Annotated in this window: 19 protein-coding genes; 9 read left to right on the top strand and 10 right to left on the bottom strand. The window is 71.9% G+C overall.

Annotation, left to right across the window (positions count from 1 at the left end):
• The first annotated feature begins 518 nt into the window (after positions 1-518).
• The 4 genes from ACFV7Q_RS28175 to ACFV7Q_RS28190 all read left to right on the top strand — a co-directional run bounded on the left by ACFV7Q_RS28175 (position 519) and on the right by ACFV7Q_RS28190 (position 2,881).
• Entirely contained in the window at positions 519-938 is a 420-nt protein-coding gene (locus ACFV7Q_RS28175; protein ID WP_385432466.1) for a DUF6578 domain-containing protein, read from the top strand.
• 184 nt (positions 939-1,122) lie between these two features.
• Positions 1,123-1,323, top strand: coding sequence for a hypothetical protein (locus ACFV7Q_RS28180; protein WP_385432467.1), 201 nt, complete (start codon positions 1,123-1,125; stop codon positions 1,321-1,323).
• Between the two features lie 637 nt (positions 1,324-1,960).
• Positions 1,961-2,629, top strand: a complete 669-nt coding sequence (locus tag ACFV7Q_RS28185) for a hypothetical protein (protein ID WP_385432469.1) — start codon at positions 1,961-1,963, stop codon at positions 2,627-2,629.
• A gap of 15 nt (positions 2,630-2,644) precedes the next feature.
• A complete protein-coding gene (locus ACFV7Q_RS28190) occupies positions 2,645-2,881 on the top strand; it encodes a DUF2277 domain-containing protein (RefSeq protein WP_385432471.1) in 237 nt (78 codons plus the stop codon).
• Between the two features lie 19 nt (positions 2,882-2,900).
• Here ACFV7Q_RS28190 and ACFV7Q_RS28195 read toward each other — a convergent pair whose 3' ends face one another.
• From ACFV7Q_RS28195 to ACFV7Q_RS28210, 4 genes are all read right to left on the bottom strand, one after another.
• Entirely contained in the window at positions 2,901-3,407 is a 507-nt protein-coding gene (locus ACFV7Q_RS28195; protein WP_385432472.1) for a hypothetical protein, read from the bottom strand.
• Between the two features lie 181 nt (positions 3,408-3,588).
• The gene (locus ACFV7Q_RS28200; RefSeq protein WP_385432474.1) at positions 3,589-4,218 is read right to left on the bottom strand and encodes a DedA family protein; all 630 of its coding nucleotides are present in this window, start codon (positions 4,216-4,218) and stop codon (positions 3,589-3,591) included.
• 201 nt (positions 4,219-4,419) lie between these two features.
• Positions 4,420-6,108 (bottom strand): alkaline phosphatase D family protein, encoded by a 1,689-nt coding sequence (locus ACFV7Q_RS28205; protein ID WP_385432476.1) that lies wholly within the window; start codon positions 6,106-6,108, stop codon positions 4,420-4,422.
• 180 nt (positions 6,109-6,288) lie between these two features.
• Positions 6,289-6,933, bottom strand: coding sequence for a DUF1524 domain-containing protein (locus ACFV7Q_RS28210; protein ID WP_385432507.1), 645 nt, complete (start codon positions 6,931-6,933; stop codon positions 6,289-6,291).
• A gap of 579 nt (positions 6,934-7,512) precedes the next feature.
• Between ACFV7Q_RS28210 and ACFV7Q_RS28215 the strand changes: the two genes are divergently transcribed.
• Positions 7,513-8,103 carry a TMEM165/GDT1 family protein gene (locus ACFV7Q_RS28215; protein ID WP_385432477.1) on the top strand — a complete coding sequence of 197 codons (591 nt, stop codon included), beginning with the start codon at positions 7,513-7,515 and terminating at the stop codon, positions 8,101-8,103.
• Between the two features lie 296 nt (positions 8,104-8,399).
• On the opposite strand, the gene ACFV7Q_RS28220 is transcribed toward ACFV7Q_RS28215, so the two are convergent.
• Complete coding sequence (locus ACFV7Q_RS28220) at positions 8,400-9,083, bottom strand: HAD-IA family hydrolase (protein WP_385432479.1); 684 nt, start codon at positions 9,081-9,083, stop codon at positions 8,400-8,402.
• Between the two features lie 134 nt (positions 9,084-9,217).
• Positions 9,218-10,216, bottom strand: a complete 999-nt coding sequence (locus tag ACFV7Q_RS28225) for a peptidoglycan-binding protein (RefSeq protein ID WP_385432480.1) — start codon at positions 10,214-10,216, stop codon at positions 9,218-9,220.
• 127 nt (positions 10,217-10,343) lie between these two features.
• Here ACFV7Q_RS28225 and ACFV7Q_RS28230 point away from each other — a divergent pair, with 127 nt between their 5' ends.
• A complete protein-coding gene (locus ACFV7Q_RS28230) occupies positions 10,344-12,413 on the top strand; it encodes a DHA2 family efflux MFS transporter permease subunit (protein ID WP_385432482.1) in 2,070 nt (689 codons plus the stop codon).
• A gap of 71 nt (positions 12,414-12,484) precedes the next feature.
• Positions 12,485-13,027 (top strand): hypothetical protein, encoded by a 543-nt coding sequence (locus ACFV7Q_RS28235; protein ID WP_385432509.1) that lies wholly within the window; start codon positions 12,485-12,487, stop codon positions 13,025-13,027.
• Positions 13,028-13,121: 94 nt separating this feature from the next.
• Here ACFV7Q_RS28235 and ACFV7Q_RS28240 read toward each other — a convergent pair whose 3' ends face one another.
• Positions 13,122-13,550, bottom strand: a complete 429-nt coding sequence (locus tag ACFV7Q_RS28240; RefSeq protein WP_385432511.1) for a GNAT family N-acetyltransferase — start codon at positions 13,548-13,550, stop codon at positions 13,122-13,124.
• A gap of 291 nt (positions 13,551-13,841) precedes the next feature.
• On the opposite strand from ACFV7Q_RS28240, the gene ACFV7Q_RS28245 reads away from it, so the two are divergent.
• The gene (locus tag ACFV7Q_RS28245) at positions 13,842-14,237 is read left to right on the top strand and encodes a nuclear transport factor 2 family protein (protein ID WP_385432483.1); all 396 of its coding nucleotides are present in this window, start codon (positions 13,842-13,844) and stop codon (positions 14,235-14,237) included.
• Between the two features lie 209 nt (positions 14,238-14,446).
• On the opposite strand, the gene ACFV7Q_RS28250 is transcribed toward ACFV7Q_RS28245, so the two are convergent.
• Positions 14,447-14,794: an antibiotic biosynthesis monooxygenase family protein gene (locus ACFV7Q_RS28250; RefSeq protein WP_385432485.1), complete on the bottom strand. Its 348-nt coding sequence runs from the start codon at positions 14,792-14,794 to the stop codon at positions 14,447-14,449.
• A gap of 107 nt (positions 14,795-14,901) precedes the next feature.
• Here ACFV7Q_RS28250 and ACFV7Q_RS28255 point away from each other — a divergent pair, with 107 nt between their 5' ends.
• Positions 14,902-17,049 carry a bifunctional glycosyltransferase 87/phosphatase PAP2 family protein gene (locus ACFV7Q_RS28255; protein WP_385432487.1) on the top strand — a complete coding sequence of 716 codons (2,148 nt, stop codon included), beginning with the start codon at positions 14,902-14,904 and terminating at the stop codon, positions 17,047-17,049.
• Between the two features lie 222 nt (positions 17,050-17,271).
• Here ACFV7Q_RS28255 and ACFV7Q_RS28260 read toward each other — a convergent pair whose 3' ends face one another.
• Together ACFV7Q_RS28260 and ACFV7Q_RS28265 are read right to left on the bottom strand one after the other, a co-directional pair.
• A complete protein-coding gene (locus ACFV7Q_RS28260) occupies positions 17,272-17,649 on the bottom strand; it encodes a DUF6193 family natural product biosynthesis protein (protein ID WP_385432489.1) in 378 nt (125 codons plus the stop codon).
• A 315-nt stretch (positions 17,650-17,964) separates the two neighbouring features.
• A complete protein-coding gene (locus ACFV7Q_RS28265; RefSeq protein ID WP_385432491.1) occupies positions 17,965-19,221 on the bottom strand; it encodes a cytochrome P450 in 1,257 nt (418 codons plus the stop codon).
• Positions 19,222-19,316: the final 95 nt, after the last annotated feature.

The raw sequence follows: 19,316 nt of genomic DNA on the forward strand, positions 1-19,316 counted from the left end.
ACCGGCCCCGACACGCAGCAAGCTCACCCGCCCTCATACAAGCAGCGAACTACCGAACACCAACCGTGACAAGACCAGCTAACAAAGCACTACTAGAGCTCCAGCAGCCGTTCCTGCGCGGCGGGGCTCAGCGGCCCGGGGGTGCGGCGGCTGGCCGCCGCGAACCGTCCGACAAGCTGGAAGCCGTCGTGCCGGTCCGAGCGGTCTGGTCGGGGATCTACGCGATTTCCGGAACGTTGGAGACGACTCGCCCGAGGTGTTCATGCCCGACTACGCCGGCCGCTTGGAGCAGGCGGGGCAGCGTCGTCATGGCCCTACTCGCAGGTGGGGTCGTCGCGGTGCTGGCCGTCAGGTGGCGTCGGCACACCTTCGCGGCTCTGGAAAGCGAAGAGCTGGCCGTCGAAGGGCGGCAGGCCCCGAGGCCGGTCTGGCATCTCTGCCTGAGCCCCAGTGCCACCGCCGAAAGTTCTGCCCGAGGCCCTCATGAGCGTGGGCCGATCGGCCGGACAATGGTGGGCATGACGCTGACGATTTGGATCGATGACTGGCAGATGCAGTGCTGCGGAGAGAGCTTCGCGCCAGGCGATGTTGCCTCGTGGACCCTGCTGGAGGTCGATCCGGAGGACTACGCCGACGTCGTCGGTAGCGAACGTGCGGATGAGATCGACTTCCGCGAGGAGCATCACGGCCAGGAAGACGGACACGCACCCACCTCGGTGGAGGTGGTGTCGATCATCGAGGTCCACTGCCGTTACGGGGTACCTGCGGGTGCCACGGACAAGGTGAACCACCCCGTTCCGGGCACGACCGTACTGGTACCGGTTGAGGTAGCGGATGGGTGGGCCAAGGCCAGGCCGGACGTGAGCTTCGCGGGCTACCTGGTGACCGCACGGCGTGTCACGGACCTGCCGGAAGGTGCGGCAGCTCGCGGTCAATGAGGGAGCCGGCGGACGCGTGCCGGATAGGTGCCCGGGTGGCGGGCTTACAAGGCAGATGTCGGCGGTTCGAAACCGTCCGTGCACGGGGGGCTTTGACGTCGGTATCGACATCAACGGTTGTAGTGAGGGGCGGTCGCGCCGACCCCTCGGCAGCCGGTCCGTGTGCCCGACCGCCTCGCGCTGCGTGTCCTGGACGACGTGGGCGTCCACGTTCACGGTTGCCGCGGTCTGCGAGTGCCCGAGGAAGTTCCATCACCACCCGCGGCGGGAGCACGGCGGCGGTCAGCAGCGCGGCTGCCCCGTGCCGTTCGTCGTACAGCCGGACCAGCCGGAGGCCGGCGCCCTCGGCGGCCGGGTGAAGGACCAGCACCCGTTCCGCGGCTAGATCGGCCGCCCGGTCCGGGTGGTGAACGGCTCCCCATGCGTGTGGGTCGACGGCGGACGGACGGGATGGCAGCGGGGCAGGCCGTGGCTGGGGTGCGTGCCCCTCTCGTGCCCGATCCGTCGGGAAGCTGGGGAGACCACGGGGACTCAGAGCAAGGCTCCGACCCAAAGTCCCTCCGTGTCGACCTCGGGTGCCCCGTTTGACACGAAAAGACCCCCAGCTGGGCAAGGCTGGGGGTTTGACATCCGCAGGGGATCTCCAGCACCACCCGCGGACGCCCCGGCGGCGGTCAGTGCAGTGGCCGCGCTTCCCTCGCATGCGCCACCGATTGGCTGGGGCCGAAGCGTGGTGGTGGCGCGATCGGCGCTCCTCCAGCTCGCCGGTTGCCACGGTCGGGGCGCCGTTTTGACCACGGTGGGGCCGCACTCCCTGGTGTTGACCGGTGTGTGAGGCCGGACCGGCGGCCGGGTGTCAGGGCCTGTGCGTGGGGGCCGGTTCGGGCTTCTGGGAGGCTGAAGGCGGTCTGACGGCGGCTGCCGTCGCGCCGGCCCCGTGCCGGAGGGCCGCGGCCAGCTGAGCCGTCGGATGCTCGGCGGAGGGGTGTCGGTGGTGGGTGGGGGCGTGGGATGGTCGGGGGATGGGCGAGTGGGGTGTCGTGGGGGCGGCTCTGCTGGGGGTTGCCGGTGTGCTGGCGGTGGGGGAGAGGAAGGCCGCGGCCGGGTTCGAGCGGCGGCGCGAGGCCGAGCGGGCACGGCTGATCGCTCAGGTCGCCGAGGCGCAGGGGGCAGGGGACGGCCCGGGTACGGGGGTCGGTACGGGGCAGGGGGATCCGAAGTACGCCGACGTCGGGGGGAGCTCGCGCGGGCCTGAGCGGGAACGGCCCGGGGCCCGGGGGGATGCGGGGTTCACGGCCGTACTCGTCGAGTACTACGCGTACGGGCTGGCGCAGGCACGCAGCAGCTTCGCCACGAGCCAGCGGTTCGCCGGGGTGGGGGCCGCGATCCTGCTGGTCGGAGTGGCGCTCGGCGTCTGGAAGGCGGAGAGCACCGGGGACCTCTACCTGGGGGTCGTGATCAGCTCGCTCGGGGTCGTCGTCACCCTCGTCGGGCAGCTGTTCCACCGGCGCGCCGACATCGCGCTGCGGCACATGGCCGACCAGACCGCCGCCCTGCGCGAGGACCGCAGGGCGGCCGAGGCCATGCAGCAGGCCGTCGGGCTGCTGGACGAGGTGGCGGACCCCGAACTGCGGGCACGGCTCCAGGCCGGCTTGATCATGAAGTTGTCCGGGGCCGAGCTGCCCCGGTAGCGGGATAGTAGGGGTATGTGCCGTTCCATCAAGACCCTGCGACCGCCCGCCATCCCCGAGAAGGCCACCGAGGAGGAGATCCGGGCCGCCGCGCTGCAGTACGTGCGCAAGGTGTCCGGCTTCCGGGCTCCAGCCGCGCACAACCAGGAGGTTTTCGACGCGGCCGTGGACGCCGTCGCCGAAGCGACCCGGGACCTGCTGGACGGGATCCGGGTACGGGGCGCCGCCGCGCCGGCCGTTGCTCCAGCGTAGGTCGCGCGGGCGGCCCGGGTCAGGACGTACGGGCCCGGCGGCGCAGGATCCAGATACCGGTGCCGAGTGCGCTCGCGGCGAGGGTGCCGCCGATCGCGATCTGGGCCGGGCTCACCGCGCCGATGCTGCCGCCCTCGCCGCCGCGGGCCGCGCCGGGTGCGACCTGCAGGGAGACGGTGACGCGCGTCCCGCCGAAGTCCCCGCACTCGAAGGTGACGGGGTGCACGCCCGTGGAGGCGCCGCGCAAGATGGTGGCGCTCCCCGACAGGCTGTCGAAGCTGCTGCCCGCGCGCAGGCGGACCTCCCCGAACGCGCTCGACGCGGCCCGGCCGGAGCTGGTTCCGCAGCCGCGGAGGTGGAGGGCGACCCGGTTGCCTGGGGCGACGGTGGTGGGGGAGACCGCCGCCGAGAGGGGGGAGCCGTTGACGGCGTGGGCGGCGGAGAGCGGAGTGGCAGCGGTGGCGGCGACGGCGAGGGTCGCGGCCACGAGGCTCAGCAGCGGGCGGTTCGACGGCTTGGCGGGCATGGAGAGAACTCCTCGTGCTCCTCGAAACGGCGCGGCCCGGCCACGGATGTGACGCGGATTCGGTTGCGCACCGTGCTGAGGACGCTAGGAGCCCGAGCCGCCGTCGGCGATCGGGGCCGGGTGAACGGGTGAGCCCCTGCTCCGCCCGGGGGAACGCCGAGGGCGCAGGGCGGCCGGGCTGTTACGCCGTCGGGGCCGCAGCGGGGGCTGGGCGACGGATGACGAACGCGGCGAGGGCACCCGCGGCGAACAGGGCGATCACGGAGACCGCGGTGCCGAGCCAGGCCGCGCCGAGCCATTGGGTGCCGAAATAGCCGAAGGCCACGCTGTAACCGGCCCAGGCCACGCCCGCCAGAGCCGACCAGGGCAGGAACTCCCGCGCCTTGCGGTGGGTCTTCCCGGCGCCCAGCGACACCACCGAACGGCCGGCCGGCGCGAACCGGGCGATCACCACCAAGGCCCCGCCGCCACGGGCCAGGGCCGTGCCCAGGCGCTCCTGGGCCAGCGTCAGGCGCCGGGACCGGGCAATGGCCCGCTCAAGCCGGTCGCCGCCGCGCCGAGCCAGCCGGAACGCAGCCATGTCACCCAGCACCGAAGAGGTCGTGGCGATCAGCAGCAGTGCCGCAATGTCCGGGACCTGCTCCGGCACGGGAACCGGTCCCGCCGCCCCCGCGGCAGCTGCTGCCGCCGCCGCAGTGATCACCAGAACCCCGCTCGGCAGCACCGGAAGGAACACGTCGAGCACGACGGACAACGCCACGACGGCGTAGATCCATGGGCTCGCGGTCAGTGACCCCAGACTCTCCCACAAGACGAGACCCCCCGGTCCGGTTGACGTGCCTCGGCATGAAGCGCCGCGACGTCGCGCGGAAGCGGCAGGGGCGGCTTGACAGCCATACAGCGTACGCCGGGCACTGCCGCTCCCGACGCCCGGGGGCGCCCAGCCGCACGGCGCGCCAGCCGCAGCTGCCCCTGACGGCTGCTCGGGTCGCTGGGGGCCGCTCGCGGCTGCTCAGGGCTCCGACGTGAGCTGGCGGTCCAGCACCGTGACCAGCCGGGCGCCGACGCCGACCAGACCGTCACGCCGCCGCGAGCCGCCCATCCGGCGGGCCTGGTCCAGCCGCAACCGCGCCGACCGGCCCGACAACGACAGCGTCATCAGCTGGTTCCCGAACCAGGGGCCGCCCGTACGCCGCCAACTCAGCGGGGGACGGCCCGTCCGCCCGTGCCGCGAGAGGCCGCGCCCCAGCCAGCGGCCGACCCGCGACCAGCCCAGCCGGAACCCCCACCTCACCACCGCCGGAATCGAGTTGTGGACGGGCGAGCACGTCAGCTGGAACACCCGTGCCGCGCTGGGTATTCGGGGCTCGGCCACATACGCGTGATGCACGTCCCCGGACAGCACCGCCACCGTCGCCGGTGCCCCCGGACCCGTACCCACCTCCTCGATCAGATCGCTGAGCGCCTTGAACGACGCCGGGAACGCCGCCCAGTGCTCCAGATCGCTGCGCCGCCGCAGGTCCTCGCTGATCCGCGCCCAGCGAGGCCCCCGGTCACCACGGCACAGCGCGGCGTTCCACACTTCCGCGTCATGGATCAAGGGAGGCATCAGCCACGGCAGGGAGGACCCGATCAGCAGGTGGTCGTACCCCCCTCGGCCGGCCAGTGCGTTCTCCCGGAGCCACTCCTGTTCGGCCGGGTCGAGCATGGCGCGCCCGTCCTCGGCCAGCACCCGCGCCGCCCGCGTGTCCACCATCAGCAGCCGTGACCGGCCGAGGTCCCGCCGGTAGCTCCAGCGCACCGAGCTCGGATCGGCATCCGCCGCGGCGGCGAAGGCGCGCAGCGCGTCCGTACCGTCCGCGTCCTTGCACACGGACTGGTACAACGCGTCGGCCGCCAGCTCGGCCGGCGACAGATTGCCCAGGTGCTGGTACACCCAGTACGACATCAGCCCGCTGACCACCCGCTCCTGCCACCAGGGCGTGGCCCGCATTTCGGCCAGCCATGCGGCGCTGGTGTTCCAGTCGTCCACGACGTCGTGGTCGTCGAACATCTGCAGGCTGGGGACCGTCGACAGGAGCCACCGGATCTCCGGGTCGAGCCACGACTCGTAGTAGAGGCGGGTGTACTCCTCGTAGTCGGCGACCTGAGCGCCGGGCGGGTCCCGCAGGTCACGCCGGGCCGCGATCCACTGCCGGGTCTCGGGGGACAGGTGGTCGGCGTACACCTGGTCGCCCAGGAGGAGCAGGACGTCGGGCCGCGGCTCGTGCGGGGCGGCGGCCAGCCGGGCTGCGAGCGTGTCGAGTGCATCCGGGCCGTGCGGCCCGTGCCGGTCGGCGGGCGGGACGGCCTGCCGGCAGGAGCCGAACGTGATCCGCAGGTCGGGGCCCGGCCGTCCGGGTACGGCGACGGCGGGGGTGCTGATGGTGCTCGGTGGGAAGGCACTGTCGGGCAGCGGCCAGACGGGCACCCCGTCGAGCAGCACCTCGTACGAGGTCGTGGTCCCCGGGGTCAGGCCGCTCACCGGCACCACCGCGTAGTGGTGCCCGGCGACCTGGAACGTGCGCACACTGCCGGAGGCGCCGTCGGCGCAGCGCACCGCCGCTGTGCACGGGCGGTCGGTCTCGACCCATATGGTGGCCGAACCGCCCGTGTCCCAGTCGACGTGGCGCAGCAGCGGCCCCAGGCGCAGCGTGGCCATGGAACTCCCCCTCCTCCGTAGCGCTTTCGATCACGGTACGACGGGGAGGGGGAGCCTGGCCTCCCTCTCGTGGGGGAAATCAGATCCGGGCCGGTGGGAGGCCCCTGCTCGGCCCGGGGGCGGGTGTCCCCCACCCCCGGGCCGGTGGAGGCCGGTCCCGGGGCGGCGGGCGGCGGGCTGTCAGCAGCCGTTCAGGACGTTGACCAGGGCCGTCTTCTCGGCGGAGTCCATGCTGAGGCCCCAGTACTGCTTCACGTGGACCCACATGCGGGCGTAGGTGCAGCGGTAGGAGGTGCGCGACGGCAGCCACTCGGCCGGGTCCTTGTCGCCCTTGGCCTGGTTCACGTAGTCGGTGACCGCGATGAGCTGCGGGCGGGTGAGGTCGTTGGCGAACTGCTGGCGCTTGGAGGTGGTCCAGGAGTTGGCTCCGGAGCGCCAGGCCTCGGCGAGCGGGACGACGTGGTCGATGTCGAGGTCGGCGGCGGCGGTCCACGTGGCGCCGTCGTACTCGGAGAACCAGCTGCCGCTGACCGAGGCGCAGTTGGAGTCGGTGACGACGTTGTGGCCGTCCCGCTTCAGGACGGTCTCGCGGGTGTTGCAGGTGCCGGAGACCGTGCTCCAGTGCGGGAACAGGCTGCGGCTGTAGCCGCTGCTGGAGCCCTCGGTGCGCGGCGTGACGGTGGCGAGGTAGGCGCGGGCGTCCGAGGCGCTGATGGGGGTGGGCGGGGCGGCCTGGGCGACCGGGGCGTTCACGAGGGAGGTGAGGGCGGCGAGCGCGACGGTTGACGCGAGCACGCCAAGACGACGCGCGTAGACGGAGGGTATGCGGGCCGAAAGGGCCATGGCGATGCTCCCTGGGTGGGGGGTGTGCGGCCGGTTGACCCCCGGAGGGGGCGCGGCCAGGGTGGCGGTGCCGGATTGCGTGACGGCGGGCGCAAGGTTACAGGTATGCGACATGGGCACGTCACGTTCGGTGGGCCAAGTTCCCTGAAATAAACGGAGGTTGAGATTCCGGCGTGTGCACCCCCACCTCTAGGCGGGCGGGGGCGGGGCTCGCGAGGGAGGCGGGACGCACGGCGGGCGTGCGGCGCAAGGCCGAAGCCCCGGTCCGGGCGGTTCCGGGCTCCCGTATGCTGGTCGCAGCAGAAGGGGAGTAGCTCTTCGCCGGACCGTCGACATACTGCTGGGTCACCCAGCCGGCGCCCGGAGGCAGGCCGCCGTACACCGGCGACCGGCCAGCGAGACCTTCGGCAGCAGTGTCCTGTCCCAGTTCACTTGCACCCGTCCGCATCCGGGCGCGTGCGCGTGAAAGCCGTCAGGGCGCCGCCGAGCCGAAGCGACCCCTGATGCACCGCAGGTCTCTCGGAACCGGTGGCGCCCCCCACCCAACGAGGTCCCATCCCCGTGTTCAGCGACTTCAGCATCACCGTCACGGCCATCGCCTTCGGCGTCGTCTTCCTCGCCGAACTCCCCGACAAGACGGCCCTCGCCGGCCTGATGCTCGGCACCCGCTACCGCGCCTCCTACGTCTTCGCCGGCGTCGCAGCCGCCTTCGCCGTGCACGTCGCCCTCGCCATCGCCGCGGGCAGTGTCCTCACCCTGCTCCCGCACCGGCTCGTCCAGGCCGTGGTCGGCGTCCTCTTCCTTGCGGGCGCGGTCATGCTGCTGCTGAAGAAGAGCGACGGCGAAGAGGAGATCGAGGAGCCCGCCGACCAGTCCTTCTGGAAGGTCTCCGGAGCCGGCTTCATGCTGATCCTCGTCGCGGAGTTCGGCGACCTCACGCAGATCATGACCGCCAACCTCGCCGCCCGGTACGACGACCCCCTCTCGGTCGGCCTCGGCGCCGTACTCGCCCTGTGGGCGGTGGCGGGCATCGGCATCCTGGGGGGCCGCACGCTGATGAAGTACGTCCCGCTGCGCCTGATCACCAAGATCGCGGCTGCCGTGATGGCCGCCCTCGCCGCGTTCTCCCTGTACGAGGCGATCGCGGGCTGACGCGGAAGCGAGTGAGCCCTTCGCCGGGTCGGGCCTCCGCCGGCTGCGGGCGGGAACCTGAGGAGTGAGCCCGCCACGCCACGGTGGCCGCAGGTGCCGGGACCGCGGACGTACGCGCGCCACCGAACGGTGGCGATCGCACCAGGAGAAGGTGGGCGCCGCCTGCCGCCCGGAGCCCCGGCCGCGTTCCGCGCCGGCGGCCCACCGGCACATCAGCGGTGGATGCCTCCGAGCCCGGACGCGCCCGGTCCGAGCCCGGTCCGCCCGCGGCCCGAAACGGCGTTCGGGCGTGCCGGTCAGGAGGTGGGGAGCAGGGTGAGGTGGATCGAGCCGTCCGGGGCGGTGGTCACGCGGACGGCCGTCAGGTCGGGCACGTGGGCCGTCGGAGCGTGCTCAGCGGCGCGGGGACCGATGCCGATCACTCGCATCCCGGCCGCGCGGCCCGCGGCTATGCCCGCGCCCGAGTCCTCGAAGACGATGCAGTCGGCGGGGTCCACGCCCAGTTCGGCAGCGCCCTTGAGGAAGCCCTCGGGGTCCGGCTTGCTGGCCCCTACGCACTCGGCCGTGATCCGCAACGCGGGCATGGGGAGGTCGGCAGCCGTCATCCGGGCCGTGGCGAGGGCCGCGTCGGCGGACGTGACCAGGGCGTGCGGCAGCCCGCCGATCGCCCTCATGAACTCCGCGGCCCCGCCGACCGGCACCACGCCCTCGGTGTCGGCGGTCTCACGGGCGAGCATGACGGCGTTCTCGGCGTGATTGACCTCCATCGGGCGGTCCGGCAGGAGGACCGCCATCGTGGCGTACCCCTGGCGGCCGTGCACCACCTTGAGGGCTTCCTCCGGATCCAGGCCGTGGGACACCGCCCACTCGCGCCAGCAGCGCTCGACCACCGCGTCCGAGTTGACCAGGGTGCCGTCCATGTCCAGGAGCAGGGCCTTGGCGGTGAGGACGACGGGGGAGGCGGTGGTGCTGGCCGGCATCGGCGGGGGCTTCAGACGGGGCGGGAGAAGAGAACAAGTGGTTCCGTCCACCGGTCAGGGATTGCGGACGGAACCACTTTGTTCCTACACGATACAAAACAAGGGTGGTGTGCGCCACCGCGGGGTCGGGGACCTCAGCCGAGACCCTCCAACACCGTGCGCGTCTGCGGGCCGTAGACGCCTTCCGGGTCGCCCTCGATGTCGTACTGCCACTGGAACCAGGCGACGGCGTTCTCCGTGCGGTCGTCGTATTTGCCCGTGTACTTGCCCCGGTACAGGCCCTGGGCTGCCAGGAGCCGCTGCAGCTTCTCCACCTCGGCGCCGGAGTCACCGTGCCTCAGCGTCGGAGCCTTGGGGGCCGCCGGGGAACTGCTGGCCGCACGCGGGGCCGACGGGCTCGGCGACCCGGACGCCGAGGAGCGGGACCCGCTGGGCGACGCGGACGCCGACTTGGAGGGAGCGGCGGACTTGGAAGCCGAGGCCTTCGGGGACGGAGCCGCCGAGGAGGGGACCTGCGTCGGATCGGTCGGCAGCACGCTGGCCGCCGGCCCGGACGGCTTGGCGTCCAGGAGGACCGTGTCGCTCTCGGCGGAACGCGGCAGCATCCCCAGCGCCAGTGCCGCAGTGCCGACCGCGACCACGGTGCCGGCACCGGCGAGGACCGTCGGCAGGCGTCGGCGGCGGGAGCCGGACGAGGACCGCTTCCCGGGGGCCCCACCCCCACCCCCTCCCCTTCCCCTGAGTGTGCCGAGTTCGCCCAGGTCCTGCGGGACCGGCGTCAGCGGGGCCGTTTCGGCAGGCCAGCTCGCCTGCGGTGGTGCGTCCGGCCAGACCGCGGGTGTTCCATACGCAGGAGTGGCGTCCGCCTGCGGCCCCGTGCCGGGCTCGGCGTGGGCATGGCCGTGGGTGTGGGCGTGCGCGGGGTCGGCCACTGCGCCGTACACCGGCTGGGCCGGAGGCATCGGCGGTACCGGCGGTATCTGCTGCGTGGCCTGCAGGTCCGTCTCCCCGGGTGGGGCCAGCGATACGTACGGGCGGATGCGCAACGGCTCGAAGCCGCCGCCCGATCCCCCGGACGCGCACTCGCAGGCGACGCCCACCGCGTCGCAATCTGGACAGCGCTCAGCGCTCACTGGAATCCCTCCCTGGCCATTGCCTGCGATTATGCAGACCCGTTCAGGGCCACCCAACCCACCCGAGAGGCCATAACCGGACACACCGCTCAGGATGGAGATGTTGATCCGGACTGAGGAGGAGCGGATGGCTCGCGAAGTCACCAAGGGCGACGCCTTGGATCCCGTCTCCGGCCCGGGAAAATCCGGCCCGGCCGCCGAACACGCCTCCCGTGAGGTGCTCGTCTCCATCGGCGCACTGATGCTGGGTCTGCTGCTCGCCGCCCTCGACCAGACGATCGTCTCCACCGCCCTCCCGACGATCGTCAGCGAGCTGGGCGGAATGGAGCACCTGTCCTGGGTCGTCACCGCCTACATGCTCGCCTCCACCGCCGCGACACCCTTGTGGGGCAAGCTCGGCGACCAGTACGGGCGCAAGAAGCTGTTCCAGGCCGCCATCGTCATCTTCCTCGTCGGGTCGGCACTGTGCGGACTCGCCCAGGACATGACCCAGCTGATCGGCTTCCGGGCCCTGCAGGGCCTGGGGGGTGGCGGCCTGCTGGTGCTGTCGATGGCGATCGTCGGCGACATCGTCCCGCCCCGCGAACGCGGCCGGTACCAAGGGCTCTTCGGAGCCGTCTTCGGCGCGACCAGCATCCTCGGACCGCTACTCGGCGGCCTGTTCGTCGACCACCTGTCCTGGCGCTGGGTCTTCTACATCAACCTCCCCATCGGTCTCCTCGCGCTCGCCGTCATCGCGGCGGCCCTGCACATCCCGGCGCGCCGCTCGAAGCACACCATCGACTACCTCGGCACCTTCCTCATCGCATCCGTCGCCACCTGCCTCGTCCTCATCGCCTCCCTCGGCGGCACCTGGGGCTGGGGCTCGGCCCGGACCATCGGCCTGGCCGTCCTCGGTGCCGTGCTGCTCGCCGCCTTCCTCCTCGTGGAGCGCAGGGCCGCAGAACCCGTCCTTCCGCTCGGTCTCTTCCGCATCCACACTTTCACCCTCTGCTCGGTGATCAGCTTCATCGTCGGGTTCGCGATGTTCGGCGCGATGGTCTACCTCCCGACGTTCCTGCAGGTCGTGCAAGGGGTCTCGCCGACCATGTCCGGCGTCCACATGCTGCCGATGGTCCTCGGCATGCTCATCTCCTCGACCGGGTCCGGCCAGATCGTCACCCGCACCGGGCGTTGGAAGGTCTTCCCCCTCCTCGGTACCGGGGTCACCGCGATCGGACTCCTGCTCCTGCACCAGCTGCACCGCACCAGCGGCAGCTGGGAGATGAGCGCGTACTTCTTCGTGTTCGGCCTCGGGCTCGGCCTGGTCATGCAGGTGCTCGTACTGGCCGTGCAGAACGCCGTCCGCTACGAGGACCTCGGCGTCGCCACCTCCGGCGCGACGTTCTTCCGCTCCATCGGAGCCTCCTTCGGCGTCGCGATCTTCGGCACGATCTTCACCAACCGGCTCGACGACAAACTCAACACCGCCTTCGCCGGGCTTCCGCTCCCGCCCGGCACCGCCGCACAGGTGGAGGCCGACCCCCGGGCCATCGCGACACTGCCCGCCGACGTGCAGCCCACCGTGCTCGACGCCTACGCCGAATCGATCACGGACGTCTTCCTCTACGCCGTCCCCGTCGTCCTCCTCGCCTTCGCCGTCTCCTGGTTCCTCAAGGAGGACACGCTCCGCGGCTCCGTGACCGCCCCCGACGTGACCGAGACGCTCGCCTCCAACCCCGTGCAGCGCTCCTCCCACGAGGAGGTGGCCCGCGCCCTGTCGGTCCTGGGCACCCGCGAGGGCCGCCGCCACGTCTACGAGAAGATCACCCAACGGGCCGGGCTGGACCTGCTGCCCGCCTCCAGCTGGCTACTGCTGCGGATCAACAGGTACGGCTCGGCCGAGCCCGCGGTGCTCGCGGAACGCACCACCGTGCCGCTGAAGGTAATCACCGATGCCGCCCGTCAGATCGAAGAGCGCGGGCTCGCCGTACGGGACGGGCTACCGCTGATCCTGACCGACCGCGGACGAGAGTACGCGGCGAAACTGGCGCACGCCCGGGAGGAGTCCCTCGCCGCACTGCTCGGCGATTGGTGGGGCCCGGACCGCCCGACCGACCTGGCCGAACTGGTCAAGGAGCTCAATGCCGAGCTCTGCGGGTCGGACGCCGAGGAACCGTACGACGCGCCCGCGCGCCGGGACCACGCGGCGCACTGACCGGAACGGCACCACCCGCTGCCGCGGTGATCGGGACGGAAGCCTCGGGCCGGGCCTCGGGCGCATGTCGGATGTGCTCTAGGTTGGCTGATGTGAGGGGGCGGAGGCGCAGTTACCGATATGTCGGACCGGTCGAGCTGAAGACTGCGGTCCGGCCTGGTGACGGCGGGTGCCGGATCGGCTCGGCGGCTGACTTCGGTGGCTGGATCGTGGAGCAATCGGCGGCGGAGCTGGCTGAACCGTTCACCTTCGTGGTCGGGATGGACGGTGTGCTTCGGCTGGCGCCACGACGCAGCGAGCACGTGGCCTGTGCCGGCGGAGGAATGGTTCTGAGTGCCGGCGAGATCAGCTTCATGCGCGAGGCGAACCGGTGGGCCGTGGGAGAGGTCAGCAACCAGTCCACCGGGTACTGCCCGGACGTCAGCTCCTGGTCGGCAGTCGCCCATGCTTTGGACGACGTGGAACTTGGGCGGCCCTCCGGCTTCACCCACGAGGTGGTGTTCCGGCGGTGCCCCGGCTGCCAGGAGCACAACATCGTGCGAGAGGACGACTTCGTCTGCGTCTTCTGCGACAGCGATCTGCCCGCGGCGTGGAACGTGGATCCCGCCGCGTGACGGCCGAGGGCCACAGCCACTCGTTTTGAACCGGCTGGCCTGGCTCGACCGGCCCACAGGTCAGATCGTCCGCCGCTGCCTCGGGCTTCGGATCTCAGGCGAGGGGCTTTTCGAACCAGTGCTCCGCGTACGGGCCCGAGTTGTACGCCGGTATTTCCGCGTACCCGTTGCGCGCGTACAGGGCGCGCGCCTCCACCAGGTCCGACCGGGTGTCCAGGCGGACCCGCTCGGCGCCCAGCGCCCGGGCCGCGTCCTCCAGTGCAGCGAGCAACGCCGCGCCGCCGCCCGTGCCGCGGGCGCGCGGGTCCACGTACACCCGGGTCAGTTCGGCGGTGGCGGGGTCGAGCATCCGTACGCCGCCGCAGGACAGTGACGCCCCGTCCAGCCGGCCGACGACGAACTGGCCCGTCGGCGGAACCAGGCCGTCGGCAGGGTCGTCCCTCAGCCCCTCGTCGACCTCGGCTTCGGTCGCGGGGCGTTTCCAATAGCGTCCGGCCACTTCCGCGTAGTACGCGCGCCGCAGTGCGGTGGCGTCGGGCGTGTCGAAGTGTTCGGCCTCGACCGTCCAGGTGCCGAGGCCTGCGCTCGTGCCGAGGGCTGCGCTCCTGCCGGTGCCGGTGCCGGTGCCGGTGCCGGTGTCCGAGCTGGTGCTGGTGCGGGTGCGAGTCCCCGTGCTGGTGTGGGTGCGGGTTTCGCTGTTGATGTTCATGGAGTCATTGTGGAGTCGCGTCGTGACCCGTCACGTGGAATATCCACAGGAACGGGCCGATGATGGGAAAAGGGTTAAATCACACTGACGGAGGGCGTGACGGCCATGTCCCAACACCCTGACGCTGCCCTGATCCGCCGCGGCTACGACGCCTTCGGCAAGGGCGACATGGACACCCTGGGCTCGCTGATGACGGCCGACGTCATCCACCACGTGCCCGGCAGCAACCCGTTGTCGGGCCACCACAAGGGTCGGGAAGCCGTCCTCGGCCTCTACCGCCGGCTCGCCGAGGAGACCAACGGCACCATGGCGGTCGACCTGCACTCGGTGATGGTGGACGGGCGCGGGCACGCCATCTCCGTACACACGTTCCGGGGCGACCGCGGCGACCACGGGCTCGAAATCCAGCAGGGCCTCTTCTTCACGATCGTCGGCGGGAAGATCAGCGACATCGACGAGTGCACCCAGGACATCGACGAGGCGGACGCCTTCTGGAGCTGACGGCCTCCTCGTCGATGTTCCTTCGTGCTCCTCGTGCTCCTCGTGCTCCTCGTGCTCCTCGTGCTCCTCGTGCTCCTCGTGCTCCTCGTGCTCCTCGTTCTTCCGGTCCTCCGGTCCTCCGGTCCTCCGGTCCTCCGGTCTTCCGGTTTTCCGGCCCTCCGGCCCTGTCCTCGTCCCTTTGCCTCCGCGCTCCCCCGGGCGCTTCCGGCTCAGGCCCCGGTCTTCGGACCCGCCTGCTGCACGACCTCGAACGACCACAGCGTCGACGCCGAGGCCGCCGGCTTCGGCCGCTCACCCGACGCCCCCGCCGCGCCGCCGCCGGCCCCGCCCTGGTGCGCGGCCTTCATGGGACCCTCCATCCACGCCTGGAAGTCCTCCTCGGACCTCCACCGCGTGTAGACCAGGTACTGGTCCGTGCCCTCCACCGGTCGCAGGAGTTCGAACCACTCGAACCCGTCCGAGCCCTCCACAGCCCCCGCCCGTGAGGCGAACCGCTGCTCCAGCACCTCCCGCTGCTCGGCGGGCACGGTCAGAACGTTGATCTTCACGATGCTCATGACCGCCATCCTAGGGATGCGGCGGGGGATATCGTCGTTCCCGGCAATTCAGCGCGGCAGCCGGGCTCAGTCAAGGTTGCGTTCATCAGGCGGGAGGCCGGCGAGGCGTGGCCAACACGGCGGAGGACAGCGGGGCGGACGGACATGCCGGGGACATAGGCGGGCGCAGCGGGGACGGCCGGCTCGCGGCGGCGCGGCTGCTCCTGTGGGCGCTGGTCGGCATCCTCGCCGTGCGACAGGCCGCGGCCGTGCTCCGCGTGCCGCCCGGCGAGTGGCTCGCCGACCTGCACCTTCCCGGACCCCTGCCAGGCTCGCTCTACGACGCCGGGCAGTTCTCCGGCACTCCCTTCGCCGGTCTCGTCCTGAAGCCCCTCCTCGGTCTTGCCGCGCCCCCGCTGGAGCTGGCCTGGACCTGTGTGACGTTGCTGTGCGTGGCCGCGGTCGGGTCGGTAGCCGTTCGGGGCCTGCCCGACCCCCTGCCGCGGCGGACCGTGCTGCTCGCCGCGCCCGCCCTGGTCGGCCTGATGCTGGTGTCACTGCCCGTTCGGGAGGCCGCCTCGCCCGGCCAGGCCGCCGGCGTCCCCGGCGTCCCCGTCATGCCCGTTCTGCCCGTGCTGTTGGTGTTGCTGGCCGTGTTCCGGGTGCCCGGTGAGCGCCCGTCCGGCTTCCTCGTCGGTCTCGCTGCTGCCCTCCAGCCCGCCCTGCTGCTGTTCGTGCCGCTGCTGTGGGCGTCGGGCCGTCGCACCGCCGCCCGGGCCGCTGCCGTCACCTCCGCCGGCGCGACCGGCCTGTCCTGGGCGGCTCTGCCCGGCGACTCGTGGACGTACTGGGTGCACCACCTCGCCGGCACCGGCCTCGGCGCCGCCCCCGACGCCCTCGCCAACCAGTCCGTGCACGGCGCCCTGCTGCGCCTCGGCCTGACCGGCCCCGCCGAGATCCTGCTGTACGCGGTTCTCGCCGCCGCCATCGCCTGGGTCGGGCTGCGCCGCGCCGTCCGCTACGCCCGGGACGGGCAGATGCTCCTCGCCGTCGCCGTCACCGGGTGCGTGGCCGTCGCAGTGGCCCCGACCGGCTGGCGCCACCAACTGCTGTGGGTGCTGCTCGCGGTGGCCGGCAAGGTCGGGAGCCGCGCCGCCGACCGGCGCGTGTGGCCCGTGGCCGTGGTCCTCGCCGCGACCCTGCCCAGCTCCGTCCTGCTGCCCAACATCGCCGTACTGGCCCCCGTACGGGACAACGTGCTGCTGCTGGCGGCGCTGGCCGCGGCCTGCGCGGTCCCGTTCCTGCCGCGTTCCTCCCCGTACTGGCGCCGGCCCGTTCCGACCGCCTACGGACGGCCGGCCGCCGGCAGGTGGCGGGTCGTGCCGCTGATGCCGTTCTGGCGGCGCGTGCTGTCGCGGCCCAACCTGCTGCTCGAACTGCTCCTCATACGCGTCGGATACTCGATCTACTCGCACATACGGGCCGCGGCACCCGCCGGCCGCCACCACGCCGAGGAGCACGGCAGCCAGATCCTCGGCATCGAGCGGGCACTCGGCATCGACATCGAACACGCCGTCAACCGGGCCGTGGTGCACACGCCGTGGCTGGAGCAGTTCTTCAACTTCTACTACACGTCCTTCCACTTCGTGGTCCCGCTGGCCATCCTCGGCGTCCTGTACTGGCGCAGGCCCGGCGACTACCGCTGGGCGCGCGCCTCCCTGGGCCTGGCCACCGTGCTAGCCCTCGCCGGCTTCTGGCTCTACCCGCTCGCACCGCCACGCCTCATGCCCGGGCTCGGCTTCGTCGACACCGTGCACGGCCCGCAGGACTTGGCCAATCCGCAGTACGGGGCGATGACCGCCATCTCCAACCAGTACGCGGCGATGCCCTCGCTGCACTTCGGCTGGTCGCTGTGGTGCGGGGTGGTGGTGATCGTGCTCGCGCCGAAGGCCTGGCAGAAGCTCCTCGGGGCGCTGCACCCGCTGATCACGGTGTGCGCGATCGTGGCCACCGCCAACCACTGGGTGCTCGACGCGGTCGGCGGGGCGGTCGTCGTCGCCGCCGGGTTCGGACTGGTGTACGTGCTGTCCGGGCCGCGGCGGCTGGAGGTGGGACTGCCGGGGCAGCGGAGTTCCGGGGGCGAGGGTGTGGATGCCGGTGCCAGTGAGGTCAGGGGTGGTGCCGGTGGTGGCGCTGGTGCCGGTGGTGCCGGTGGTGCCGGTGGTGCCGTTGGGGAGGACGGGGTGTGGGTGTCGTCTGCGTCCACCCGCTCTTAGCGGCAGTCGGTCGGACGTTCAGGGAACGACGGCCACGGGTCGGGGGATCGGGGTGCCCCGTGCACCTCGCTGGCAACGGTCGGGGAACCCGCGGTCGGTGGCGGCTGGCCGTAGGGGCGCCGGGCATGACCGCTCCGGCGCCCCTGCGGTGGATCGCCGCGTTCTGTCAGGATCCGCCCGCGCCCGCGCTCCCGCCACTCGGACGAGACGGCGCCCGGCTTCTCACTGCTCCGGCGCCGCCGACAGCTGCGCGACGAGCAGGGCGACCGCCGCCTCCGCCGTGTCGGCCTCGCCGATGACGCGGTTGAGGCTTGGGCTGAGAACGCGGAACCGGCCGTCGCGCAGCGGCTCGACGGCCGGCGCGTCCGTCTCGGTCGGCAGGCCGTTGCCGGAACCGAACCGCAGGACGCAGCGGCTGGTGAACGGATACAGGCGCCGCAGCACCGGTTGTTCAGAGGCGGCCTCGATCAGTGCGAGGACCCCCCGCCCCGTGGCCGCGGCCTGGGAATCACCCCGGTCGAGCATCAGCCGCCACGTCGTCGGGAGACGCTGCCAGCGCGCCTCCACGCTCTCGTCGGTACCGCTGTCCTGGAGGTTCATCCGCGCAGTCTGACGGCGCTTCCGCCGGCGCGACAATCCTTAGGACGGCATCGATGACGGGCCGTTATCGCGGCTTGTCGCGATCGTCGCCCCACTGTGTGCAACCCCCCGGCCCAGCAGTGGAGAAGTACGGAGAACAGCACAGAAGACCGGCCAAGGGTGGTCAACGCCGCCGAAGCCGCCGAAGCCGTCGAAGCCCCTGAAGCCGCTGAACCCGCCGAAGCAGCCGTGAAAGCCGCATCCCCCGGAACGGCAGGGATCCGGGCGTGGGAGGGGCAGCGCCGCCGCCCCGGAAGCCGCTACCGCCACGGCCGCTCAGGCGGGGCGGACCCGGAGCTCCTTGATGCCGTTCAGCCAGGCCGCGCGGAGCCGCCGCGGCTCGCCGGCGAGCCGCAGGTCGGGCAGGGAGTCGGCGAGGGCATTGAAGATCAGGTCGATCTCCAGGATGGCCAGGGACTTGCCCAGGCAGAAGTGCGGCCCGCCGCCCCCGAAGCCCAGGTGCGGGTTCGGATCGCGGGTGATGTCGAAGACGTCCGGGTCCTCGAAGACCTCGGGGTCGTGGTTGGCGGAGGAGTAGAAGAGCCCGACCCGGTCGCCCGCCTTGATCTTCTGCCCGCCCAGCTCGGTGTCCTGGGTGGCGGTCCGCTGGAAGGAGACCACGGGGGTGGCCCAGCGCACGATCTCTTCGGCGGCGGTCGCCGGCCTCGTCGCCTTGTACAGCTCCCACTGCTCGGGGTGGGTGAGGAAGGCGTGCATGCCGTGGCTGATGGCGTTGCGCGTGGTCTCGTTGCCCGCGACCGCGAGCAGCAGTACGAAGAACCCGAACTCGTCGGAGCTCAGGTTGCCCTGGCCCTCGGCGGCCACGAGCTGGGTGACGATGTCCTTGGCCGGGCACTCCTTGCGTGCCGCGGACATGTTCATCGCGTAGCCGATGAGCTCCATGGCGGCCTCGGCGCCGACCGCTTCGGTGATGGCGTACTCGGGGTCGTCGTACGCGATCATCTTGTTGGACCAGTCGAAGATGCGCAGCCGGTCCTCCTGCGGTACGCCGATCAGCTCGGCGATGGCCTGCAGCGGGAGCTCGCACGCCACCCGCGTGACGAAGTCGAAGCTTCCGTCCCCGGTCCCGCCGCCCGTCGCCCCGTCGCACGCCTGCGCCACGATGTTCCGCGCCCGCTCGCGCAGCGCGCCCTCCAGGCCCCGGATCGCTCGCGGGGTGAAGCCGCGCTGCACGATCTGGCGTACGCGGGTGTGTTCCGGCGGGTCCATGTTCAGCATGATCAGGCGCTGGGCCTCGATCTGCTCGCGCTGGATGTGCGGGTTGAAGCGGATGATGGCCGTGTTGGTGGTGGAGGAGAACAGCTCCGGGTGCGTGGAGACGTACTTGACGTCCGCGTGCCGGGTCACGGCCCAGTAGCCCTCGTCGTCGAACCCGGTGATGCCGCGCGGCTGCGCGCACCACCACACGGGGGCGGTCCGCCGGAGCCGTGCGAACTCGGGGAGCGGGACCCGGTCCCGGAGGAGGTCGGGGTCGGTGGCGTCGAAGCCCTCGGGCAGCGCGGGACAGGTCATCGGGCGACTCCAAGTCTGACGGCCCATCAGGAAGTTGAAGTGGCTGAAACGTAGTAACGAGTTCTAGAAGTGACAAGGGCTTGCGCGTCAACTGT

The sequence above is a fragment of the Streptomyces sp. NPDC059851 genome (genome assembly GCF_042732005.1).
In the GTDB taxonomy this organism is placed as follows: domain Bacteria; phylum Actinomycetota; class Actinomycetes; order Streptomycetales; family Streptomycetaceae; genus Streptomyces.

Bases quoted from the DNA above. Each gene is read 5' to 3' on its own strand.
- ACFV7Q_RS28175 (WP_385432466.1), top strand. From the start codon at position 519: ATGACGCTGACGATTTGGATCGATGACTGGCAGATGCAGTGCTGCGGA.
- ACFV7Q_RS28185 (WP_385432469.1), top strand. From the start codon at position 1,961: ATGGGCGAGTGGGGTGTCGTGGGGGCGGCTCTGCTGGGGGTTGCCGGT.
- ACFV7Q_RS28190 (WP_385432471.1), top strand. From the start codon at position 2,645: ATGTGCCGTTCCATCAAGACCCTGCGACCGCCCGCCATCCCCGAGAAG.
- ACFV7Q_RS28195 (WP_385432472.1), bottom strand. From the start codon at position 3,407: ATGCCCGCCAAGCCGTCGAACCGCCCGCTGCTGAGCCTCGTGGCCGCG.
- ACFV7Q_RS28205 (WP_385432476.1), bottom strand. From the start codon at position 6,108: ATGGCCACGCTGCGCCTGGGGCCGCTGCTGCGCCACGTCGACTGGGAC.
- ACFV7Q_RS28220 (WP_385432479.1), bottom strand. From the start codon at position 9,083: ATGCCGGCCAGCACCACCGCCTCCCCCGTCGTCCTCACCGCCAAGGCC.
- ACFV7Q_RS28230 (WP_385432482.1), top strand. From the start codon at position 10,344: ATGGCTCGCGAAGTCACCAAGGGCGACGCCTTGGATCCCGTCTCCGGC.
- ACFV7Q_RS28235 (WP_385432509.1), top strand. From the start codon at position 12,485: ATGTGCTCTAGGTTGGCTGATGTGAGGGGGCGGAGGCGCAGTTACCGA.
- ACFV7Q_RS28245 (WP_385432483.1), top strand. From the start codon at position 13,842: ATGTCCCAACACCCTGACGCTGCCCTGATCCGCCGCGGCTACGACGCC.
- ACFV7Q_RS28250 (WP_385432485.1), bottom strand. From the start codon at position 14,794: ATGAGCATCGTGAAGATCAACGTTCTGACCGTGCCCGCCGAGCAGCGG.
- ACFV7Q_RS28260 (WP_385432489.1), bottom strand. From the start codon at position 17,649: ATGAACCTCCAGGACAGCGGTACCGACGAGAGCGTGGAGGCGCGCTGG.
- ACFV7Q_RS28265 (WP_385432491.1), bottom strand. From the start codon at position 19,221: ATGACCTGTCCCGCGCTGCCCGAGGGCTTCGACGCCACCGACCCCGAC.